The following is a 20,302-nucleotide window of genomic DNA, read 5'->3' on the forward strand; positions in this document are numbered from 1 at the left end:
ACGTTATGCACATTAAATTAATGTTAGCTAAAGTTGCATCTATAAATACGATAAGTAAAAAAAAGATTAAAAAAAAGAAGCAAAGTAATAGAGGATTTTTGTTTGTCAGCTGTTTATATAAATTGCGCAGTAACCAAACGCATCTATTGAGTGGTTTTAGTGTACTTGCACCGGCTATTTTTAGCTTAAGTGTACAAGCTGCAACTCAAACTACTGGGCAAATGGTGCAATTTGATATAAAAGCGCAGCGAGCAGACAAAGCCTTAATTGAATACGCAAAACAAACAGAGCAAACCGTGGTTTTCTCTTTTGAGTTGGCGAAGCAATATAATGCAAATTCGGTTTATGGATTTTACACTCAGCTAGATGCACTCGAAGCATTACTAGGTGGGACAGAGCTCGATGCGGTTGTTGATCAAAATGGTTTACTGAGTATAAAACTCAAACAAATCAACAGGAATGATAACAACATGATGAAGCTTTCAGCGGTCAGTGCAGCAGTATTACCAGCTTTACTTGCAGCAAATTCGCAAGGTGTAAATGCAGCAGAAGAAGTTGCTCAAGAAAAAATCGAAAAAATTGCTATTGTTGGTAGCCGCGTAGCGGGCCGTTCAGTAGAGGATTTACCTGTTCCAGTAGATATTTTAAGTGCCGAAGCACTTGAAAATACAGGTCAAACAGAAGTTGGCCGTATGCTGCAATCTATTGCACCTTCATTTAACTTTTCAAGTTCGTCAATCAGTGACGGTACCGATGCATTAAGACCTGCAACATTACGTGGTTTAGGTCCTGATCAAACTCTCGTATTGATCAACGGTAAACGTCGCCATCAAGCAAGTATCATTCATATTAATACATCGGTAGGGCGTGGTACTGCGGGTACTGATATGAACGCTATTCCAGCATCGGCTATTAAACGTATTGAAGTACTTCGTGATGGCGCTGCAGCACAATATGGCTCTGATGCTATTGCGGGTGTTATTAATATTGTACTTAAAGATGCGAGCGAAGGCGGTAAAGCAGCGATTAATTACGGTGAATATTCAGAGGGTGATGGCGAAACAATTAATATTGATTTCAACAAAGGCTTTGCATTAGGCGATGATGGTTATTTAAACACAACAATTAATTATCGCGACCGTTCGCCAACAAACCGTGCAGGTTTGCATGGCTCATGTCAGTTTTACGGATGTACTGAGTTAAGTGATGGCACTTTACTTGCCGGTGATCCGCGCGAACTAACGGTTGATAGAGACACGTTTAGAATTGGTGATGCCGACTCTCAGCAATTTGGCTTAACCGTTAATACGGGTTATGAATTAGGTGATGGCGAGCTTTATGGTTTTATCACATACTCAACTCGTGATAACGAATCAGCTGCATTTTTCCGTCATAATGCAAATGCTGGCGGTAACCCAGTATTGCAAGACGGTGATGCAACTATTCCGCTAGGCTTTTTACCTAAAATTAATACAACGATTGATGATGTGTCATACAACTTTGGTTACAAAACCGAATTTGATAACGATGCTAGTTTAGATTTATCGTACACATACGGTGAAAATAGCATTGACTACACAACAAGCGACACAATTAACGCCTCTTACGCTAACTTTTTACGTTATGACCAAGGCTTAAGCGCTGCAGATATCCGTACCACTATTCCTCGTGAAGCGTACGCTTATGGCATGGAATTATCACTGCAAACAATCAATATTGATTTCACTAAAAACTTTGATGATTACTCACTCGCTATGGGTGCTGAAATTCGTACTGATGAGTATCGAATTTTAGAAGGCAGCGAATATGCGTATCGCGATTACGACACCAGTAATGGCGTAAGTATTTACAGCGGCTTAAGTGGTGGTGTGGGCTCTGAAGATGCATCTGGCGGTACCCAAGGATTTGGTGGTTCTTCTCCTGCATCGTCAGTTGATGAGTCGCGTGATGTGATTTCGTTTTACCTAGATGCAGAAACTTACATAATCGAAGATGTTATTTTATCGGGTGCACTTCGCTACGATAACTACAAAGGCTTTGGTGACACTGTAAACTTTAAACTTGCAGGTAATTGGGCTGTTACTGACGATATTTCATTACGTGGTGCATTAAGCTCCGGTTTTAGAGCTCCTTCAATGCAGCAATTATACTTTAATAATATCAGTACACAGTTTGTAGTTGCAGAAGATGGTTCTTTAGTTGCTGAGGAAGTAGGTACATTTAGAAATGACTCTACACTTGCACAAAGTTTAGGTATTCCAAAACTAAAAGAAGAAAAATCGCAAAACCGCAGTTTAGGTATTGTTTATAACGTAACTGATAATATTAATGTGACTGTAGATTACTACTCAATTGATATTGATGACCGTATTGTAATTAGTAACCGTTTAGGCAAAGGGCTTTCTTCAAGCTTAGACGCTGCACTACTTAGCTCAGGTGCGGGTGCGGGCCAATTTTTCTTAAATGGGGCAGATACAGAAACATCGGGTATCGATTTTGTTGCAACATGGAACACCGAAGGTTTTGGTGGCACGCTTGATTTTACGCTAGCTGCTAACTTTACTGAAACTGATGTTGTATCGTTATTTACGCCATCTGGCTCAGGCCTTGAAACAGTGCCAGTAGAAGACGTATTCTCTGATCAAGAAATTTCGATTATTGAAGAGTGGCAACCAGAAGACCGTATTAATTTAAGTGCGCTTTATCAACGTGATGATTGGACAGTAAACTTATCACTCAATCGCTTTGGTGAGTACACAGTAGAAGACGGTGGTCGCCAAACTTATAGCGCAGAAATATTAACTGATGTTAAAGTTAATTACTTTGTTACTGAAAATTTATCGGTAAATATAGGTGCAAACAACTTGTTTGACGTATACCCAGATAAAAACGAAATTGGTAACTCTCGCTCAGGCACTATTGTAGATGCAAACGGCAACACAATAGTGAGCAGCTCAGGTGTATTTGAATACTCACGTCGCTCAGCGCCATTTGGTTTTAACGGTGCGTACTACTATGTAGGCGCAGAATACCGCTTTTAATTAATAACACTCCCTTTCGTTATTTAACTCAAAGGGCCGCAAGGCCCTTTTTTTGGGTTGTAGTTAAGGCTGAGAAGTGATTAACCCATTGCGTTACTTTACATAAAACTCTGTACCGCTGTTCAATTACTCCTAACCAAAACACATTGGGCGCTGATTAGCTAACAGGCTTTAATCCGAAACCAAGCTAATAGCGTAGTTGTCGTACTCTTTAATGCTGTTCATCACAGTCATCAGTGTGTTGTGCTCGCTGTTTTCATCTGCTTTTATAAGCACAGAGCTTATTTTATATTTAGCTGCAAACATGGCTAAGTTGTTCGACACGTGCTCCAAGTTAATTAACCTCCCTGAAAAGTAAACGCCGTTATTTGCATCAATACTGAAAACTGCATTTTTACTTTGTTTTTCAATACTTGGTTTGTCTAATGGTCGATTTAATTCAATGGCGACGGGTTTAACAAATGAGGTAGTAACAATAAAAAATATGAGCAGTATGAACACAATATCAAGCATTGGGGTCATGTCTACGTCGGCGTTATTTTGCAGTTTAGCTGTTTTATTTTTCATATTGGACCTTACTATTTTAATTAAAGCTGCGGCGCCACAGCGAGGTTTTTAGGATCCTATTAACAAAACTAGCACAGCTGAAAAGTAATACAGTTAAATAAATATTCTAATAAGATTAAATATTTGTATGAATTATGTTATGGCATGTTACTCAAACAGGTTAAATGATTTTAAAGCAATAAAAAACCCAGCTAAAAAGCTGGGTTGTAGTATAAGCTATTACTTTTAGTGCTTTTGCATGCGGCTCATTTCAGCATGACAGCTTTGCATCGTTAGTAATGTTTTAGCGAGAGCTGCTTCACAGTCCGCAGGTTGTGGCTTATCCATTGCGGCTTTAATTTCTTCAAGGGTTTTATCCTCAACTTCTTCAAGCTCTTTTACGTATGTGCTATCGTTATTTGAGCTAAATGTAGTAAGCAGCGCTGTGTAAGCACGTCTCGCTTCAACAGCAAAAGATGAGCCGTCTTCTCGTTCACCTTTTTCGTTAATAGCATAAGGTTGTAAGCGTTCTACACTCACTTTTCGGGCATCTATCATACGTTGAAAAAGTGCACCAATTGCAGGGTCTTCAACTTTCTCTTGTGCTTTTTGATAAAAATCGATGCCGCTGTTCATAACTTGAATGATGTCAGTAATATGATTTACTTCTGTTCCTTGATGGGTGTTCATAATGACCTCTTTTATTAAATGAATGTATAGTTCCATTTAATAAAAGCAAAGCACGTTCCAATGTTTATTTTTTATTTTAACTTTTTGATAAATAGTGCTTTAAATGTAGTTTTGAGTTTGCTAGGTTTGTGCGGATATATTAAACCTAGCAATTTTTACATCATATAGTGTAATAAGGTTATTTAAGTTCTTCAGCTACTTCGGCTACTTTTTGGCGTAGCCAAATATGGCTTGCGTCACGATGTAAAAGTGGGCTCCAGATCATATCCAGCTCAAAAGGTGGAATAGGGAACGGCGGCTCTAATATTTTAAGGCCCGGATCATCTAAATAAATATTGGCAGCTTTTGAAGGTAAGGTTGCAATTAAGTTTTTCTCTTTCGCTAGGTGAATAGCTACATGGTAATTACGTGTAAAGGTAGCAATGTTGCGATGTTTTCCAAAGTGAGCCAGTGCTTCATCAACCCAGCCAAGTTTTTGCACATCTTTGGGGTCCATACCGACACCTACGCCAAAACCTGTTTTACTTACCCATATATGGCGAGCTTTTAAATAGCTGTCGAGACTAAAGTGTTCAATAATTGGGTTATCTGCTTTTACCAGGCAACAAAAGCTGTCTTTCCATATACGTTTATGGTGAAAAGATTGAGGTAAATTTTCAAAGCGGTTAATAGCCATATCCACTTTACCGTTTTCAACATCATGAAATGTTACGTCACTGGGTGTAAGTATATCTAATGTTGTATCGGGTGCTTCTTCATGTAATTTACTTAACAGTTTAGGGGCTAGGGTGCTTGCTGCATAGTCGCTGGCCATTATTCTAAATACACGCTTACTTTGAATTGCTTCAAACTCGCGATTAGGCGCGAGGGTTTCTTCAAGGGTCATTAATATGCCACGAATAACCGGTTGAAGCTCAATAGCGCGTTCAGTGGGTACCATACCATCGCTGGTACGTACTAAAATGGGGTCGTTAAATAAGTTACGCAGACGTTTAAGCCCATTACTCATTGCGGGTTGCGTTATGCTTAGCTGATTTGCAGCACGCGTTACGTTGCATTCTCGTAGTAATGTGTCGAGGTAAACCAGTAAATTTAAATCTATTTTACTTATATTCATTGTGTGTGTCCTTTAGCGCTTACCAGTGGTGAATAAAGCGCTGTGCTGTCGGGTAGGGGTAAATATGACTTACCTGCCCGTTTTTTATATTTTGTTGTGCTTGCTTCCAATAACTAACATCTATTAGTTCTGGGTGAGTGCTGAGTAAAAACTTTTTATACATAGGGTTTGGCATTACAAATGTACAAAGTTGCTCAGGAAATACATCTTGCGGAGCAACAGAATAGCTTTGCTCATCGGTTAAGTAATCGTCGTAGCTCTTGGCCTTTGGTAGGGCTCTAAAGTTCATATCTGTTAGGTACTGAACTTCATCGTAATCATAAAATATAATGCGTTTGTGCTTACTAACGCCAAAGTTTTTTAAAAGCATATCACCTGGAAAAATATTTACGGCAATCATTTCTTTTAACGCTTGGCCGTATTCTTCTATTGCATCGGCCGCACTTTCTTCGCTGGCACTTTCTAAAAACAAATTAAGGGGTGTCATGCGTCTTTCTATATAAAGGTGCTTGATGATCAACCAATCGCCTTCGATGACCATAGATGAGCCTATTGTTTTGTGTAACTGCGCAAGTAAATTACTATCAAAACGTGCTAAAGGAAATACGACGTTAGAATACTCTATTGTGTCGGCCATTCTGCCCACACGGTCATGACTCTTTACGAGCTGATAACGCTTTAGAACAGTATCACGACCAAAAGGTTTGCTCTCTCCAAATTTATCTTTTATTACTTTAAATACATAACCAAAGGAGGGGAGGGTAAATACCATCATCACCATGCCGGGTGTACCGGGCGCAATAGTAAACTCGTCATTTGAGTGTGACAAGTGACTTAAAAATTCGCGATAAAACTCAGTTTTTCCTTGTTTATGAAAGCCTATTGCGTTGTAAAGCTCGGCTAATGTTTTATTAGGCATAAGCTGATTTAAAAATCGCACCAATGCAGAAGGCGCATGTGTTTCTACCATAAAATAAGCACGGGCAAAGCCAAAAATAACTCGCATTTGAGATGATTTAGTTAAAAGTGCATCTAAATAAAGACCGTTATCTTCATCATGTAATACGGCAATAATAAAAGGCTGAACACCACTTTGTGACACCACACGGCCAACTATATAAGCCGCTTTATTACGATAAAAAGGCGTGTGTAATATATCAAAACGCATTTGCCAAGGTTGGTGGTGAGTATCGGGTGCTTGTTTATAAAATGCTTTTACGAGCAAACGTATATCACGCTCTAAATTTACAAATGGAGCTTTAAAATCAAAGTGATTAATAATGTGTTTTATTGTTGGTTTTAAACCGTCAACAACTGGGAAATAAGTCCTATATTCGGCTTCAACAGGCACTGATGGCGCATCCTTTAATGAGGCCTCAACAAAAATAAAGTCATTATGAAAGTAGCGCCTATGGTACAGCCTGCAAAATACAGAGTTATAAAATGTTTCGGCTAATTCTGCCTGAGGATGAAAACATAAAAATTGCTGATATGTTTTTTTTACTTCTAGCCAAAGTGTTTCATCGAGTTGTTCGGTTGGATTTTGCTGTTTTAATGTGTGTGTGGTTTCGTTAACACGATCATCATAATAGCTTATACGTAAACGGCCGATATCGTTAATTGCTTGCCAATCTTGTTGAGCAAAAGCCATCGGTGCTTTAGCTGTTATTTTTTGAAATAGCTGATAATGCTTTTTAAAGCCCGTTAAAATCAGTTCAGCAATATCTCGTGGTTGCATAACAACTCCTTAATACATCGTAGAGCTTATACTCTATTGTGTTAATGGTATGTTATTTTAAGTTTAAAACCAAGATAAATTATACCTAAGCGGCATTCTAGTAAAATGGTATTTAATAAATTAAACACTAGAACGTGTTGAACTTTTTCTTCTTTAGGCAGCATTGAAAATAGCTGCTTGAGATAGAAAATTACCCCAAACGGTTTACGCGCTTTATTGGTATTGAGCTATCTTTTTTTCGAGCTTTTTTATATGTTTTGTAATCGTTGCAACATCTTTTTTATAGCTTTGATTGATCACTTTTAGCTTTTTGGTTATATCTTTAGTAATTCGCTTTTTATCATCATCAGCTAAAATATGGTTAAGTCGTTCTTGTTGTTTATACTCAGCACGCTGCTTTTCTCTATCAAGTATTGCTAATTTATGGTTATTACTTCTTACCTCGGCTTCTAAACCTGTTAGGAGCCTCTCGCGTTCTAGCTCATTTAATTGCTTGGTATAATTAACCTTGGGTCCAGAGTATTGATTACCGGTAGTACTTACTTTGTAGGTAGTGGCTTTATCATCGCAGGGGAATTGAGAAAACGTAGTTCCATTTTTGGTTACGCATTTATAGTAGGTTGTATTGCCTAGGGTGCAAAAGCTAGTAAATAATAAAGAGCAATATATTAATCGAAGCATTGCGATAATCCCTGATAGTTTTATACGTTAATTAAATAATATAAAACTATAACCTAGCTTACTGTTATAGCAAGCTAGGTAAGAGCAGTCGCACTAAAGTTATTGAGTAAAGGTTTTAAGCTTTTTAATGCTTTGCACTAAAAATGGGATATCTAGCCCTTGCTCAATAGAAAAGCCTTCAGCAGCGGATATATTTTTAAAGTTACCGTCTGAATCTATTAAAGTAATTCTATCTTTTTTATACGCGATAACTACACCTTGTGAGTAATTTACGCCCATATCGTCTTTTTTCTTATATAGGTTTACGCCAAGCATTGTTTGTTTAGCGATTGCTTTACAATTTAAATATTGACCAACACTTGTCGCAATTAAATCACTGGGTTGAATAAGCCCATCAACTTTAGAAATGCGCTTGTCAGAGCTGTATAACGCTGAGGTGGTAACTACCTCTGCTTTTTCATTAGCAAGACTAAATGCAAAAACATGGGTGTTAGCATCTTTTATAGTACTAACATCGCTACTTTTTATAATTCGTATTGCGCTTGTGCTGTGAGCTTGATCATTAATAAAATTGAGTTCTTTAACGCCCTCAACTTGTACACTGCGGCGCTGGCTTTGCCATGCTGGTAATATTTGCTCATTGAGTATTGCCGCTTTATAAAAAGCGGGTAAACCATACACTAAGCTAAATAAAGTGTCGTCGTGATTTGTTGGTTGTAAAAACTGCTCTGTTTTATGCAAGTTGTTATTGTTAGCAACAAATGCAGCTAATTCTTTTTTAGTGTCAAATACAAAAATATCAACATTGGCTTGCGTAAAGTCTTCGCATTTTTCCAGCGGGGCTGGCATTTGATAGCTAATATTTTGATTATTTATTTTAACATTATGTGCTTGTTTATAGCTTTCTATATCGAGTAAGTCGTTTTTAGCGAGTAAACTTTTAGCCGTGGTTGGATAAGAAAGAGGCAACACATTGTCTTGTTTTGTAACGTCAAATTTTAAATTTGCATCAGCCCAAATATGAATACTATGACTAAGTGCAAAACAAACGATTAAAGAAGATATGGCATAACGCGCAAATTTATATTGTTTTAAACGTGCTAGGTGGTGCCACGTATAATTACTTACTACAAGTTGAAAACCTAAAATAAGTAGTACAATGCCACCGGCTAAAATGGTAGTTAAAGCTGGAGAGCTAGTTAAGCGGTGCCATAGTAAAGAAATAATTTCGGGTAAAGCGGAGCCACTTAAATGATAGCCCAAATTAACATAAACATAGGCATCTAAAGTAAGCAACGATGCGCCAACAGTTGCTATAACTGCTGCCATTCCGCGTATATGTTTAGGGTAGGGGAATATTAAACTAAGCGGAAATACCGTCAGCACAAACGCTAAAAAGGCGATAAAGCTAGTATGGCTTAGCCATGTCACTAGCATATATGTAATGCCTATAAAGCTTGATGGTGGCGAGTCTGCAAATAAGTAGCTTAAGCTAATAAGTAGCGCTAAGCCGATGTTGGCAAAGGTAAACCAATGCCCCCAACTTAATAACTGACTTGCTTTTGATGAAAACTGATTGTGCTGCGATAAATTCATAGATTTTATTTAACCGACTGCGCGAGTGCTTTTGCAAAGTTCTCGGTAACGGCTTGTCTTTTCCCTGTTGGTACATGCTCTTTTAAGATATGCGTGATAGAATTTCCTAAACACATAAGACTTAAATCAACCGGCGCATTGTGTTTAGTTAGCACATCAATGAGCTGATCGACGATTTGTTCTACTTCTTCATTAGAGTATTTTGATAAGATTGGCATCAGTTGGTTCAATAAAAGAGTTATATTTTCGTATTTTAACACCAGAGGCGTGAAAAACAAAGATGACAACAGACGTTAAAAAACTAGTCGTTCATTATGTAGACAAAAAAGACGACGATACGCAAATTCACCTTAGAAATGATGAGATGGTTGTTAACGATAAAGTAGCCGTTTTTATCGAACAATTACATCATGCGTACAATGGTAAACCCGGTAAAGGTTACTGCGCCTTTAGTGGCGAAAAAAACAGTGTTGTAGCATCTGCAATGCAAAGCTACCGCAATGATGAACTAGGTTTTTGGCACATGACGGAGCAAGCTTCTACTGTTTTAAAAGAAGAGTTAGATAAGTATGCGTTTAGTGAAACAGGTTACTTAGTATTTTGTCATTACCAATATGTAGCTACCGATTACATGCTTATTGCGATGATCAACATTAAAGAGCATTACTCAATGACTTCTGAGCTTGATTTAGCCGCATCTCGCCATTTAGATATATCGCGTATGCAATTAGCTGCGCGAATTGATTTAACAGCCTGGGATACCCAAGCAGAAGATAATCGCTATATTTCCTTTATTAAAGGCCGTGCTGGGCGCAAAGTTGCAGATTTCTTTTTAGATTTTTTAGGTTGTGAAGAAGGTATTGATCCTAAGCAGCAAAGCCAAGTTATGTTGAGCGCTGTTGAAGATTATTTATCTGAGCAACAATTCGAGAAATCAGAAAAAGATGATTTACGTAAACAAGTATTTGATTACTGTAACGACTGTGTAACTACCGGTGAAGATGCAAACGTGAGCGAGCTTTCGGCTACACTTACGAAAGGCGATGACAGCCCATTTGATAGTTTTTGCAAAGAGCAAAGTTATGATTTAGAAGAGTCATTTCCTGTCGATAAAAAAACAGTTACCAGTATGGTTAAGTTTTCAGGCTTAGGCGGCGGGGTAAGCGTAAGCTTTGAGCGTAAACATTTAGGAGAGCGCGTAACTTATAACGAAGCAACAGATACACTGGTTATAAAAGGCATTCCGCCGAACTTAAAAGATCAGTTACAACGCTTTATGGAAAATGAAAGCGGATAAACTTATTTTATCTAATTAAAAGCCGATTTAAGAGCGCGATATTTACATCGCGCTTTTTTATTGGCTGCATAAATTAGTTTTATTCTCGTTCTGAAAGCGTTGCGCCAATAAGTTGTGCGTCTTGAGGTTAATTGTACTGGATATTTAATTTTGGTTGAAGGCGTGAAGCCTGCTTACGCGAGAAGCAACGCTTTTGTTATTTAATTTAAAAACTACTTAAAGATCTTATTTCACAAAGAGAAGTGAAAGAGGAGTATATGAGAAAACACAAGCCATGACTTTAAGCTGAGCTTTTCAAGGTAACTAGATTTAGCTTTATTACCCCCTCTAAAAGCGCAGCGCCTCTTAACCTCTTTGTGGGTAGATCGCTTATTACCGGCGTGAACAAACTTTAATAATTATTTAAAGCCTGTAAACAAAAAAGCCCCGCTATTTGTATATAGCGGGGCTTTTTTAATGAGTGTTAGTTATTAATCAGCACTCATTGTTTTAGTCATTGCAGAACTCGCACGACCTGCAGGCTTAACTGACCCTGCACGTAAGCCACTGTCTGGCACTAGGTCACGTTTATCGTGAGCCATTGCAACAGATGTGTGTTTAACTTCGCTATCAGCAACCGGAGTAGGTTGAGCCATCGGTGCACTTGCAGCACCTTTAACTATTACTGTTTTAGCGTTAGCCACGGCTTCAACTTTAGCTGGTTTCTCAGTTGCTACTGGTTCTTCAACTTTAGCTGGTTTCTCAGATACTACAGGCTCTTCAACTTTAGTTGGTTGCTCAGTTGCTACTGGCTCTTCAACTTTAGCTGGTTGCTCAGTTGCTACTGGCTCTTCAACTTTAGCTGGTTGCTCAGTTGCTACTGGCTCTTCAACTTTAGCTGGTTGCTCATTTGCTACCGGCTCTTCAACTTTAGCTGGTTGCTCAGTCGCTACAGGCTCTTCAACTTTAGCTGGTTGCTCAGTCGCTACAGGCTCTTCAACTTTAGCTGGTTGCTCAGTTGCTACAGGCTCTTCAACTTTAGCTGGTTGCTCAGTTGCTACTGGCTCTTCAGCTTTAGCTGGTTGCTCAGTTACTTCTGGCTCTTCAGCTTGAGCTGGTTGTTCATCTTGTACTGCCTCAACCTTTGCTAAGTCTTCAGCTGCAATAGCTTGTTCAACTTGCTGTGAAGCATCAACAGGGGTTTCTTCTGATTTAGCTTTTAGTTCTGCTTCATACTCAGCAGCCGCTTGATCAGCAACGGGTACAAATGCAGGCGCATCATCAGATTTAACTTCTGCTTCGCCTTCAGGACGACGACGGCGTTGACCCGATGCACGAAGGTGACGAGGAGAACGGCGTGAACGTGTACGTGTTTGGCCTTGCTCATCATCAGCATTTACAGCTTCATCAGTAGATTCTACAGTTGCTACTTTTTCTTCTTTAACAGGTGCCTCTTCAACCTTAGCTGGTTTAGCTTCAACTGTTTCAGCAGGCGCTTGAGTTTGTTTTTCAACTACTGGCGTTTGCTCCTTAGTTTGCGGCTTATCAGCTACTACAGACTGCTCAGATGTTTGCTCTGTTGTTGTAGTTGCTTGCTCTGCGCTTTCATCTTGTACACGTACTTTTTTACGTACGTTACGACGTTGGCGACGAACTTTCGGCTTTTGCTCTTTAAGTTCTGCAGCTTGTGCAGGCTTAGAATCAGTATCAGCTTTTGCAGTTGTATCTGCTTTTGCTTGATCTTTATCTTCGTTTTTATGCTCAGGGCGCTTACGAGAGTTAGGGTTACGACGTCGCTTGTTGCGATTTTCGTTTCTTTCTGGAGTCTCATTAGTTGCTGTTGAGTCTGTTTTAACTCCTTCTTCAGCACTTTGGCGCTCGTTGCGAGGTTTTGAACGTGGGTTATTACGACGACGTTGATTGTTATTACGGCGGCGATTATCGTTACCACGACGGTTGTTATTATTGCGAGTTTCTTGCTGCTGTTTTTCAACTGCTGCTTTTTTCTCTTCTTCAGATTCACTTGCAAATAAAGACTTAAACCAATTCCCGATAGCAGCCAATAAGCCACCTTCAGCTTTAGTTTGTACTGGCGCAGCAGGTGCTACTGCCTTTGCAGGCGCAGCTTGTGGAGCCGGAGTTGAAGGCATTACAACGCCTTTTAACATAGGCTCTTCACGTACTGGTGCAGAAGGAGACTTAGACATTTCGAATGCTTCAGGCTCTGGTGCAACAACTTGCTCGTAACTTACTGTTTCAAGTGTTTCGTCTTTACGTAAACGCATTACTTCGTAGTGTGGTGTTTCCATGTGTTGATTAGGAATAATCACAACATCACATTTGTGGTGCTTTTCAATACGGTGAACGCTGCGACGTTGCTCATTTAACAAATAAGCAGCAACAGCAACAGGCACTTGTGCATTTACTTGTGCTGTGTTGTCTTTAATTGCTTCTTCTTCAATTAAGCGAAGAATAGAAAGTGCAATTGATTCGTTAGAACGAATAGTACCTTGGCCGCTACAACGTGGACACGGGCCCTGGCTTGCTTCACCTAATGAAGGACGCAAACGCTGGCGCGACATTTCTAGTAAACCAAAGCGAGAGATTTTGCCTATTTGTACGCGAGCACGATCTGGTCGAGCAGCATCTTTTAATCGGTTTTCAACTTCGCGTTGATGACGTGGAGGTGTCATATCAATGAAGTCGATAACGATTAAGCCACCTAAGTCACGTAAGCGTAATTGGCGTGCAATTTCGTCTGCAGCTTCTAGGTTGGTATTTAGTGCTGTTTCTTCAATATCGCCGCCTTTTGTTGCTTTAGACGAGTTGATATCGATTGAAGTAAGTGCTTCAGTTGGGTCAATTACAATTGAACCACCAGACGGTAGACGAACTTCTCGTTGGAACGCAGACTCAATTTGGCTTTCAATTTGGTAATGCGTAAATAACGGCGTGTCACCTTGATAAAGCTTAACACGGCTCATAAAGTCAGGGCGAAAACGCTCAATGTGCGCTTTAGCTTCTTCAAAAACACGTGGTTTATCGATTAATATTTCGCCAATATCACGACGTAAATAATCACGTATTGCACGGAAAATTACATTGCTTTCTTGGTGAATTAAAAACGGCGCTTTAGCACTATCGGCTGCTTGTTTAATTGCATCCCAATGCACTAACAATGCTTTTAAATCGTAGTTAAGTTCTTCAAATGATTTGCCAACACCCGCTGTACGAACTATTAAGCCCATACCTTTAGGAAGTTCTAGGCGGCTAAGTGCTTCTTTTAGTTCAGTACGCTCATCACCTTCAATACGACGAGAAATACCGCCAGCACGAGGGTTATTTGGCATAAGGACTAAATAGCTACCTGCAACACTGATAAAAGTAGTTAGCGCTGCGCCTTTTTGGCCGCGTTCTTCTTTATCAACTTGTACTATTACTTCTTGACCTTCTTTGATCACGTCACGAATGTTCGGACGACCATGGAAAGTATAACCTTGTGGGAAGTATGTACGGGCAATTTCTTTTAAAGGGAGGAAACCATGGCGGTCAGCACCGTAGTCAACAAATGCCGCTTCAAGAGATGGTTCAATGCGAGTGATTTTGCCTTTGTAAATATTGGCTTTTTTCTGTTCGTGACCTGGGCTTTCGATATCTAAATCATAAAGGCGTTGGCCATCAACCAGTGCTACGCGCATTTCTTCTTGCTGCGTTGCATTGATTAGCATACGTTTCATATTGTTACTCTACTTAATTTTTGTCGCTGACATGACGATGTTTTATCGCCTGTTCAGTTGTTCCTATTTTTAGAATATACAGCCTCACGACTGGGTCTTTAACGGAACTGCTCTGTATTTCGTATGCAGTATTTTTAAATGCTGGCAAACAATAGCGTGTAATCACACTATTAAATTCTTTATGGTGCTAAAACTGTCGGCTTTTCAGCTACGTTACACGTTTTACCCAGAAGTCGGCCTGTCATATCAATCTTACTAAATGTCATTCATATTAGGCGCGTAGGGCTCATAAGTTTGGTGAGCTAAACATATTTGATGCTTAGCTAATAGCCAGTTTACGAGCAAGAGTCGCTGCCAATGTTAATGAACGCTTATTTATTAGATTTTTTTAGTTCTAAATAAGCTGCTGTACGGTACTACAATAATTGAGCCAGTGCTGAACGACGCGTTTTTACGCCGTCACTATCAGACAAATTATCTGTTCATTGCTTTTTCTAGTACGTTAAAAGTTACTTCATGTTCAAGCTTAAGCAGCAATATATTACGCGCATTGCTATTAATTGATCGCACGTGTTAACTGAGGAGGCATAAAAGCTTTGGAAAACTTAACTCGGATCTGTATGATCGGCTACCCAGAATGTGCATCACGAATCTTTTAATGTGTTAAAAAGCACCGTTGTTATTTGCAAATACTAAATATTTGCGCTGCTGATTATCCCACTATTATTACCGTGTTAGCAACTAAATTATTTTACTTAAATCAGTGATTAGGCAATGTCAGAAAAAACCGGCTTACAAGTATCTTTTGTCACAATCAACGAAGACCATTTAGGTCAACGAATTGATAACTTTCTTATTACCCATTTAAAAGGGGTGCCTAAAAGCGCAGTTTATAAAATTCTTCGTAAAGGTGAGGTACGTGTAAACAAAAAACGTATTAAACCTGTTTATAAGTTACAACTAGACGATGTAGTGCGTATACCACCTATTAGAGTGTCTGAGCGAGAAGAGTTTGTACCATCAAAACTAGATAAAGTTACTCGCCTTGAGGACGATATTTTATTTGAAGATAAATACCTTATTGTGATCAACAAACCTTCGGGCATGGCTGTGCATGGTGGCAGTGGTTTAAGTTATGGCTTAATAGAAGCGTTACGCGCACTTCGCCCTGATGAGCGTAGTTTAGAGCTTGTACACAGGCTAGACCGTGATACATCAGGTTGTTTACTAATTGCTAAACGCCGCTCTGTATTAACTGCATTACATGAGCAGCTACGCGAAAAAACAATGGAAAAAAACTACTGGGCGCTTGTAGAAGGTCAGTGGGATTCTAAAACGAAAAACGTGACAGAGGGTTTGCGTAAAAATACGCTTAAATCGGGCGAGCGAGTAGTGCGAGTAGATAATGTTGAGGGTAAACCTTCGCATACTCGCTTTAAAGTGCTTGAGCGTTTCAACGATTGCTCACTTGTACAGGCATCGCCAGTTACAGGTAGAACGCATCAAATTCGTGTGCATACTCAATGTAAAGGTCACCCTATAGCGTGTGATGATAAGTATGGCGACCAAGGGTTTGACGAATCTATGCGTAAAGTTGGCTTAAATCGTTTATTTTTACACGCACACGATTTAAGTTTTTACCACCCTAAAAACGAAACTACCATGCGTATAGAAGCCCCACTGGATAAAACACTTAAAAATACGTTATTAAAATTACGAGATGCAAAACAGTGATAAAAGCAGCGCCAATTAAAAAGTATAAGCTGGTTGTTTTTGATTGGGATGGCACTGTAATGGATTCAGTCGGAAAAATAGTTAACTGTATTCGACAAAGTGCTTTGTCGCTTAATTTAACGCCGCCAAGTGATGATGCAATTAAGAATATAATTGGTTTGTCACTTGAGCGTGCTATTGACGTTTTATTTCCTGAGCAGGTAAAACATCAAAAGGCTTTAATTGCAGGTTATAAACATCAATACCGTGTTGATATGACGCCAACGCCCGTTTTTGATGATGTTGCAAGTGTACTTAGCGCCTTACAAGAGCAAGGAATAATGTTAGCTGTTGCCACAGGTAAAGGGCGTGATGGACTAGAGCGCTTACTTGATCAAAGCCAGCTTAGGCAATTTTTTAGTGCAACGCGTACAAGTGATGACGCACTGTCTAAGCCATCGCCAGATATGCTTTATCAGTTATTGCAAGAAATTGGCGTAAGCGCCGATGATGCTGTAATGATAGGTGATACAAAAATTGATATGGCAATGGGCAAAGCCGCAAATATGGACCGTATAGGGGTTACTATGGGTGTACATAATGCCCAGCAGTTAAGTGAATTAACACCTGTTGCAACTGTTGATAATTACCAGCAGTTGCAACAAGTATTACTCGGTTAGTAATTTAACTTGCTTGAGGTGTTTGAGCCGCTAATACATCAATACCAAACTCAGCTAATAATTGGCTGAGTTTAATTAGCGGTAAGCCTATTAGGCTATTAGGATCGTCCCCGTTTAATTTTTCAAATAAACAAATACCTAGCCCTTCACTTTTAAAACTCCCCGCACAGTTATATGGTTGTTCAGCATCGCAGTATGCTTCAATTTGTTCACGGGTAAGTGCTTTAAAAACAACTTCGAATGGTTCTATTAAGGTTTTTGTTTTATTACTGGTAATATCGTAAACACAAAGGCCAGTTAAAAATGTTACAGTATTGGCGCTAAATAAAGATAACTGCTTAATAGCATTTTGTTTATTATGTGGTTTACCTAAAATTTGATTGTTAAATACAGCAACCTGATCAGAGCCGATAGCAAGGCCTGTGTTAAAGTGTTGTGTTGCAGCACGCGCTTTCAACTCACTCAAGCGTTTTACTAGCTGCTCAGGTGTTTCGTTTGCTTGTGGTGACTCGTCAATCTCTGGCGAAAATGATTCAAATGGCAGATTAAATTTTTGTAATAAAGACTGCCTAAAAGGCGAGCTTGACGCTAATATAAGTGGGTACTTCATGGATTATTTTCCTAATGAAAATCAGTTTGAGTTAGGATAAATCAGATCCGTAAGTAAAACACGTGAAAAACTACCTGAAAATGGTTTTTTACTTTGACTAACCAACTAACTATCTATATGATGCAGCCCCTATGCAAAAGGTGAAAATTCCCATCACTCTTCATCCAGGCAAAGCAGCGCAGCACCGTTTATCGTATGACGGAATTGTACCGCTTGAAAAACTTACTCGTTTAGAGAAAGTTGTGCAGGAAGAAGTAGGTGAAATAGCGGTAAAAATTCATTGCAAAAACGACGACCAAGGTTTAGTTGTGATTCGCGGCAATTTGTCCACACACGTAACTGTCACTTGTCAACGTTGTAATGGTGATTTAGGGTTGGATTTGGTTCAAGATTTTGTTTGTTCGCCAGTAGGTGAAGATACAGATTTAGATATTTTTCCAGAAGACTACGATGAAGTAGCGCTTGATGAAAATGGTGAAATTAACGTTTTTGATTTAATTGAAGACGAACTGATTTTAGCAATTCCATTAGTTGCCACTCACAACGAAGCTTCATGCAGTTATTCAGCAAAGCCTGCCAGCTTTGGTGTGTTAAAGGCGGAAGATGATAAACCTAATCCATTTGATATTTTGAAACAACTTAAGAAAGATTCTTAGGAGAAGACTATGGCTGTACAAAAAAGCAAAAAGTCTCGTGCAAGACGCGGCATGCGCCGTTCACACGATGCGATCAGTGGTCCAACTTTAACTGTAGACCAAACATCTGGTGAGACTCATCGTCGTCACCATGTGACTGCAGATGGTTACTACAAAGGCGTTCAAGTAATTTCTAACTAAGAGATTGCTTTTATGCTGACTAATCTAACCATAGCGTTAGATATGATGGGGGGCGATTATGGCCCCCGTTCATCTATCCCCGCTGCCGTTTGCGCAGTAAATGCTCATGCCAATTTAACGCTTATATTGTGTGGTAACGAGCAAGTAATACAAAATGAACTCGAATCCCTCGATTCTTTATCTCATCCAAGACTTATTATTCGCCATTGTAGTGAAATAGTTACTAATGCCTGCGAACCAGCAATTGCCGTGCGTTCAAAAAAAGACTCTTCTATGCGTGTTGCCCTTGATTTAGTTAAATCAGGTGAGGCTCAAGCATGTGTTAGCTCGGGTAATACCGGTGCATTATTTTTTATGGCACATTACGTACTAAAAATGCTGCCAGGCGTTAAGCGTCCTGCATTAATATCTGCGGTGCCTACCGAACGTGAAAACCCTGTTTATTTACTCGATTTAGGCGCAAATGTACACTGCGATGCTGAAGTATTATATCAGTTTGGCATTATGGGCTCAGTGGTTGCTGGGCAAGCTATTGGCTGCGAAAATCCCAAAGTAAGTTTACTAAACATTGGTGCAGAAGACATAAAAGGCCATGAAGGTATTAAACAAGCCGCGCAACTTATGCAGCAAAGCCCTTATATAAATTACACTGGCTATAGTGAAGGCAGTGATATTTTTTCAGGCAAGGCTGATGTAATAGTATGTGAAGGGTTTGTTGGCAACGTCGCATTAAAAACCTGTGAAGGTATTGCTAAACTTATTATGAATAAGTTTACAAAAGCCCTTGAAAAGCACTTAGTTTACAAATGCATGGCCTTTATTCTTAAGCCCGTTATAAAAAAACTCTATAATAGGGTGAACCCCGACCAGTATAACGGTGCTTCTCTGGTAGGATTGCGCGGTATTGTGGTTAAAAGCCATGGAAATGCATCAGCTAAAGCATTTCAAGCAGCAATCGATGAAGCGGTAAAAGAAGTTGAACGCCAACTTCCAGATAAAATAGCCGCAATTTTCGAAAAAACACATTCTAATGATACGGCGGCCAATTAAATTTCAGGTGCCGTATTAATTACATATTATTTTTTGTTTAATTAAAAAGAGCAAAGTATGGCACAAAAAATTGCACTTCTATTTCCAGGTCAAGGTTCTCAAAGCGTTGGCATGTTGAGCGAGCTGTTAGAAAGCTCAGATATTGTAAAAGCAACATTTGCAGAGGCGTCGAACGCATTAGGTTATGACCTTGCTGCACTTGTGCTTAATGGCCCAGAAAAAAGCCTTAACCAAACTCACCGTACTCAACCTGCATTATTAACTGCAAGTGTGGCTATTTACCGTCATTGGTTAGCAGAAAATCCACATGCAGAAATTGTAATGGCAGGGCACAGCTTGGGTGAATATTCAGCTTTAGTATGTAGCGACGTTGTAAGCTTGAGCGAAGCGGTAAAGCTTGTTGAAAACCGTGGTTTATACATGCAAGAAGCAGTACCTGCGGGCGTAGGCTCTATGGCCGCTATTATAGGTTTGGGCGATGACGAAATTAAAGCTGCATGTGACCAATCAGCGCAGGGCGAAGTTGTTTCTCCGGTAAATTATAACTCACCAGGTCAAGTTGTTATTGCAGGGCACAAAGCGGCTGTAGATAGAGCATCGCAAGCATGTAAAGACGCGGGTGCAAAACGTGCATTACCACTGAGCGTAAGTGTACCGTCGCATTGTGAGCTAATGAAACCAGCAGCAGAAAAACTGGCTAATGATCTCGCTGCTTTAACATTTAATACACCTAAGTGTGATGTAATTAATAATGTTGATGTAAAAGCAGAAAGTACAGCGGATGCAATTAAAGATGCATTAGTACGTCAATTATATAGCCCAGTGCGCTGGACTGAAACAGTACAAGCTTTGGTTGCACAAGGTATAACGCAAAGCTACGAATTTGGCCCAGGTAAAGTGTTAACTGGTCTTGCAAAACGAATTGATAAGGCAATGGTTTGTGGCTCAGTAAATGATGCCGCATCAATCGATGCTGCTAAATAAGAGTATA

Annotated in this window: 17 protein-coding genes; 8 read left to right on the forward strand and 9 right to left on the reverse strand. The window is 39.5% G+C overall.

The genetic code is table 11. The annotated features are described in order from the left end of the window. Nucleotides 1–5: 5 nt before the first annotated feature. Nucleotides 6–3,041 carry a TonB-dependent receptor plug domain-containing protein gene (locus tag ATS74_RS15100; RefSeq protein ID WP_058549696.1) on the forward strand — a complete coding sequence of 1,012 codons (3,036 nt, stop codon included), beginning with the start codon at nucleotides 6–8 and terminating at the stop codon, nucleotides 3,039–3,041. Nucleotides 3,042–3,212: 171 nt separating this feature from the next. Here the strand turns inward: ATS74_RS15100 and ATS74_RS15105 are convergent, their stop codons facing one another. The 7 genes from ATS74_RS15105 to ATS74_RS15135 form a co-directional block, all read right to left on the reverse strand. After that, nucleotides 3,213–3,608, reverse strand: a complete 396-nt coding sequence (locus ATS74_RS15105) for an ExbD/TolR family protein (RefSeq protein ID WP_058549697.1) — start codon at nucleotides 3,606–3,608, stop codon at nucleotides 3,213–3,215. 225 nt (nucleotides 3,609–3,833) lie between these two features. Further along, on the reverse strand, nucleotides 3,834–4,277 hold the full coding sequence (locus tag ATS74_RS15110; protein WP_058549698.1) for a ferritin-like domain-containing protein: 444 nt from the start codon (nucleotides 4,275–4,277) through the stop codon (nucleotides 3,834–3,836). Between the two features lie 178 nt (nucleotides 4,278–4,455). After that, entirely contained in the window at nucleotides 4,456–5,394 is a 939-nt protein-coding gene (locus ATS74_RS15115; RefSeq protein ID WP_058549699.1) for a LysR family transcriptional regulator, read from the reverse strand. A gap of 19 nt (nucleotides 5,395–5,413) precedes the next feature. After that, complete coding sequence (gene aceK / locus ATS74_RS15120; protein WP_058549700.1) at nucleotides 5,414–7,132, reverse strand: bifunctional isocitrate dehydrogenase kinase/phosphatase; 1,719 nt, start codon at nucleotides 7,130–7,132, stop codon at nucleotides 5,414–5,416. A 213-nt stretch (nucleotides 7,133–7,345) separates the two neighbouring features. After that, complete coding sequence (locus tag ATS74_RS15125) at nucleotides 7,346–7,813, reverse strand: DUF4124 domain-containing protein (protein WP_058549701.1); 468 nt, start codon at nucleotides 7,811–7,813, stop codon at nucleotides 7,346–7,348. Nucleotides 7,814–7,912: 99 nt separating this feature from the next. After that, complete coding sequence (locus ATS74_RS15130) at nucleotides 7,913–9,409, reverse strand: DUF3413 domain-containing protein (protein ID WP_058549702.1); 1,497 nt, start codon at nucleotides 9,407–9,409, stop codon at nucleotides 7,913–7,915. Between the two features lie 5 nt (nucleotides 9,410–9,414). Continuing rightward, complete coding sequence (locus tag ATS74_RS15135; RefSeq protein WP_002961475.1) at nucleotides 9,415–9,627, reverse strand: DUF1414 domain-containing protein; 213 nt, start codon at nucleotides 9,625–9,627, stop codon at nucleotides 9,415–9,417. Between the two features lie 62 nt (nucleotides 9,628–9,689). On the opposite strand from ATS74_RS15135, the gene yejK reads away from it, so the two are divergent. Then, entirely contained in the window at nucleotides 9,690–10,706 is a 1,017-nt protein-coding gene (gene yejK / locus ATS74_RS15140) for a nucleoid-associated protein YejK (protein ID WP_058549703.1), read from the forward strand. 470 nt (nucleotides 10,707–11,176) lie between these two features. On the opposite strand, the gene rne is transcribed toward yejK, so the two are convergent. Next, nucleotides 11,177–14,422 (reverse strand): ribonuclease E, encoded by a 3,246-nt coding sequence (rne, locus tag ATS74_RS15145; RefSeq protein ID WP_058549704.1) that lies wholly within the window; start codon nucleotides 14,420–14,422, stop codon nucleotides 11,177–11,179. A gap of 774 nt (nucleotides 14,423–15,196) precedes the next feature. Between rne and rluC the strand changes: the two genes are divergently transcribed. Together rluC and ATS74_RS15155 are read left to right on the forward strand one after the other, a co-directional pair. Beyond that, nucleotides 15,197–16,156, forward strand: coding sequence for a 23S rRNA pseudouridine(955/2504/2580) synthase RluC (gene rluC, locus ATS74_RS15150; protein ID WP_058549705.1), 960 nt, complete (start codon nucleotides 15,197–15,199; stop codon nucleotides 16,154–16,156). After that, entirely contained in the window at nucleotides 16,153–16,815 is a 663-nt protein-coding gene (locus ATS74_RS15155) for an HAD-IA family hydrolase (protein ID WP_201023031.1), read from the forward strand. The genes rluC and ATS74_RS15155 overlap by 4 nt, the downstream gene beginning before the upstream one ends. Nucleotides 16,816–16,819: 4 nt before the next feature. Here the strand turns inward: ATS74_RS15155 and ATS74_RS15160 are convergent, their stop codons facing one another. Then, nucleotides 16,820–17,425 carry a Maf family protein gene (locus ATS74_RS15160; protein ID WP_058549706.1) on the reverse strand — a complete coding sequence of 202 codons (606 nt, stop codon included), beginning with the start codon at nucleotides 17,423–17,425 and terminating at the stop codon, nucleotides 16,820–16,822. 131 nt (nucleotides 17,426–17,556) lie between these two features. Between ATS74_RS15160 and yceD the strand changes: the two genes are divergently transcribed. From yceD to fabD, 4 genes are read left to right on the forward strand one after another with little or no spacing between them, the layout of a single operon-like run. Then, on the forward strand, nucleotides 17,557–18,081 hold the full coding sequence (gene yceD / locus ATS74_RS15165) for a 23S rRNA accumulation protein YceD (protein ID WP_058549707.1): 525 nt from the start codon (nucleotides 17,557–17,559) through the stop codon (nucleotides 18,079–18,081). A gap of 9 nt (nucleotides 18,082–18,090) precedes the next feature. After that, nucleotides 18,091–18,261, forward strand: coding sequence for a 50S ribosomal protein L32 (rpmF, locus tag ATS74_RS15170; RefSeq protein ID WP_008109865.1), 171 nt, complete (start codon nucleotides 18,091–18,093; stop codon nucleotides 18,259–18,261). A gap of 12 nt (nucleotides 18,262–18,273) precedes the next feature. Beyond that, entirely contained in the window at nucleotides 18,274–19,311 is a 1,038-nt protein-coding gene (gene plsX, locus ATS74_RS15175; protein ID WP_058549708.1) for a phosphate acyltransferase PlsX, read from the forward strand. A 57-nt stretch (nucleotides 19,312–19,368) separates the two neighbouring features. Beyond that, nucleotides 19,369–20,295 carry an ACP S-malonyltransferase gene (gene fabD / locus ATS74_RS15180; RefSeq protein ID WP_058549709.1) on the forward strand — a complete coding sequence of 309 codons (927 nt, stop codon included), beginning with the start codon at nucleotides 19,369–19,371 and terminating at the stop codon, nucleotides 20,293–20,295. Nucleotides 20,296–20,302 lie beyond the last annotated feature (7 nt).

Source organism: Pseudoalteromonas sp. H103 (genome assembly GCF_001469205.1).
In the GTDB taxonomy this organism is placed as follows: domain Bacteria; phylum Pseudomonadota; class Gammaproteobacteria; order Enterobacterales; family Alteromonadaceae; genus Pseudoalteromonas; species Pseudoalteromonas carrageenovora.

What these genes read in the sequence shown, in the direction of transcription:
- ATS74_RS15100 (WP_058549696.1), top strand. Translation starts at nt 6, where the DNA reads ATGCACATTAAATTAATGTTAGCTAAAGTTGCATCTATAAATACGATA.
- ATS74_RS15105 (WP_058549697.1), bottom strand. Translation starts at nt 3,608, where the DNA reads ATGAAAAATAAAACAGCTAAACTGCAAAATAACGCCGACGTAGACATG.
- ATS74_RS15110 (WP_058549698.1), bottom strand. Translation starts at nt 4,277, where the DNA reads ATGAACACCCATCAAGGAACAGAAGTAAATCATATTACTGACATCATT.
- ATS74_RS15115 (WP_058549699.1), bottom strand. Translation starts at nt 5,394, where the DNA reads ATGAATATAAGTAAAATAGATTTAAATTTACTGGTTTACCTCGACACA.
- aceK (WP_058549700.1), bottom strand. Translation starts at nt 7,132, where the DNA reads ATGCAACCACGAGATATTGCTGAACTGATTTTAACGGGCTTTAAAAAG.
- ATS74_RS15125 (WP_058549701.1), bottom strand. Translation starts at nt 7,813, where the DNA reads ATGCTTCGATTAATATATTGCTCTTTATTATTTACTAGCTTTTGCACC.
- ATS74_RS15130 (WP_058549702.1), bottom strand. Translation starts at nt 9,409, where the DNA reads ATGAATTTATCGCAGCACAATCAGTTTTCATCAAAAGCAAGTCAGTTA.
- ATS74_RS15135 (WP_002961475.1), bottom strand. Translation starts at nt 9,627, where the DNA reads ATGCCAATCTTATCAAAATACTCTAATGAAGAAGTAGAACAAATCGTC.
- yejK (WP_058549703.1), top strand. Translation starts at nt 9,690, where the DNA reads ATGACAACAGACGTTAAAAAACTAGTCGTTCATTATGTAGACAAAAAA.
- rne (WP_058549704.1), bottom strand. Translation starts at nt 14,422, where the DNA reads ATGAAACGTATGCTAATCAATGCAACGCAGCAAGAAGAAATGCGCGTA.
- rluC (WP_058549705.1), top strand. Translation starts at nt 15,197, where the DNA reads ATGTCAGAAAAAACCGGCTTACAAGTATCTTTTGTCACAATCAACGAA.
- ATS74_RS15160 (WP_058549706.1), bottom strand. Translation starts at nt 17,425, where the DNA reads ATGAAGTACCCACTTATATTAGCGTCAAGCTCGCCTTTTAGGCAGTCT.
- yceD (WP_058549707.1), top strand. Translation starts at nt 17,557, where the DNA reads ATGCAAAAGGTGAAAATTCCCATCACTCTTCATCCAGGCAAAGCAGCG.
- rpmF (WP_008109865.1), top strand. Translation starts at nt 18,091, where the DNA reads ATGGCTGTACAAAAAAGCAAAAAGTCTCGTGCAAGACGCGGCATGCGC.
- plsX (WP_058549708.1), top strand. Translation starts at nt 18,274, where the DNA reads ATGCTGACTAATCTAACCATAGCGTTAGATATGATGGGGGGCGATTAT.
- fabD (WP_058549709.1), top strand. Translation starts at nt 19,369, where the DNA reads ATGGCACAAAAAATTGCACTTCTATTTCCAGGTCAAGGTTCTCAAAGC.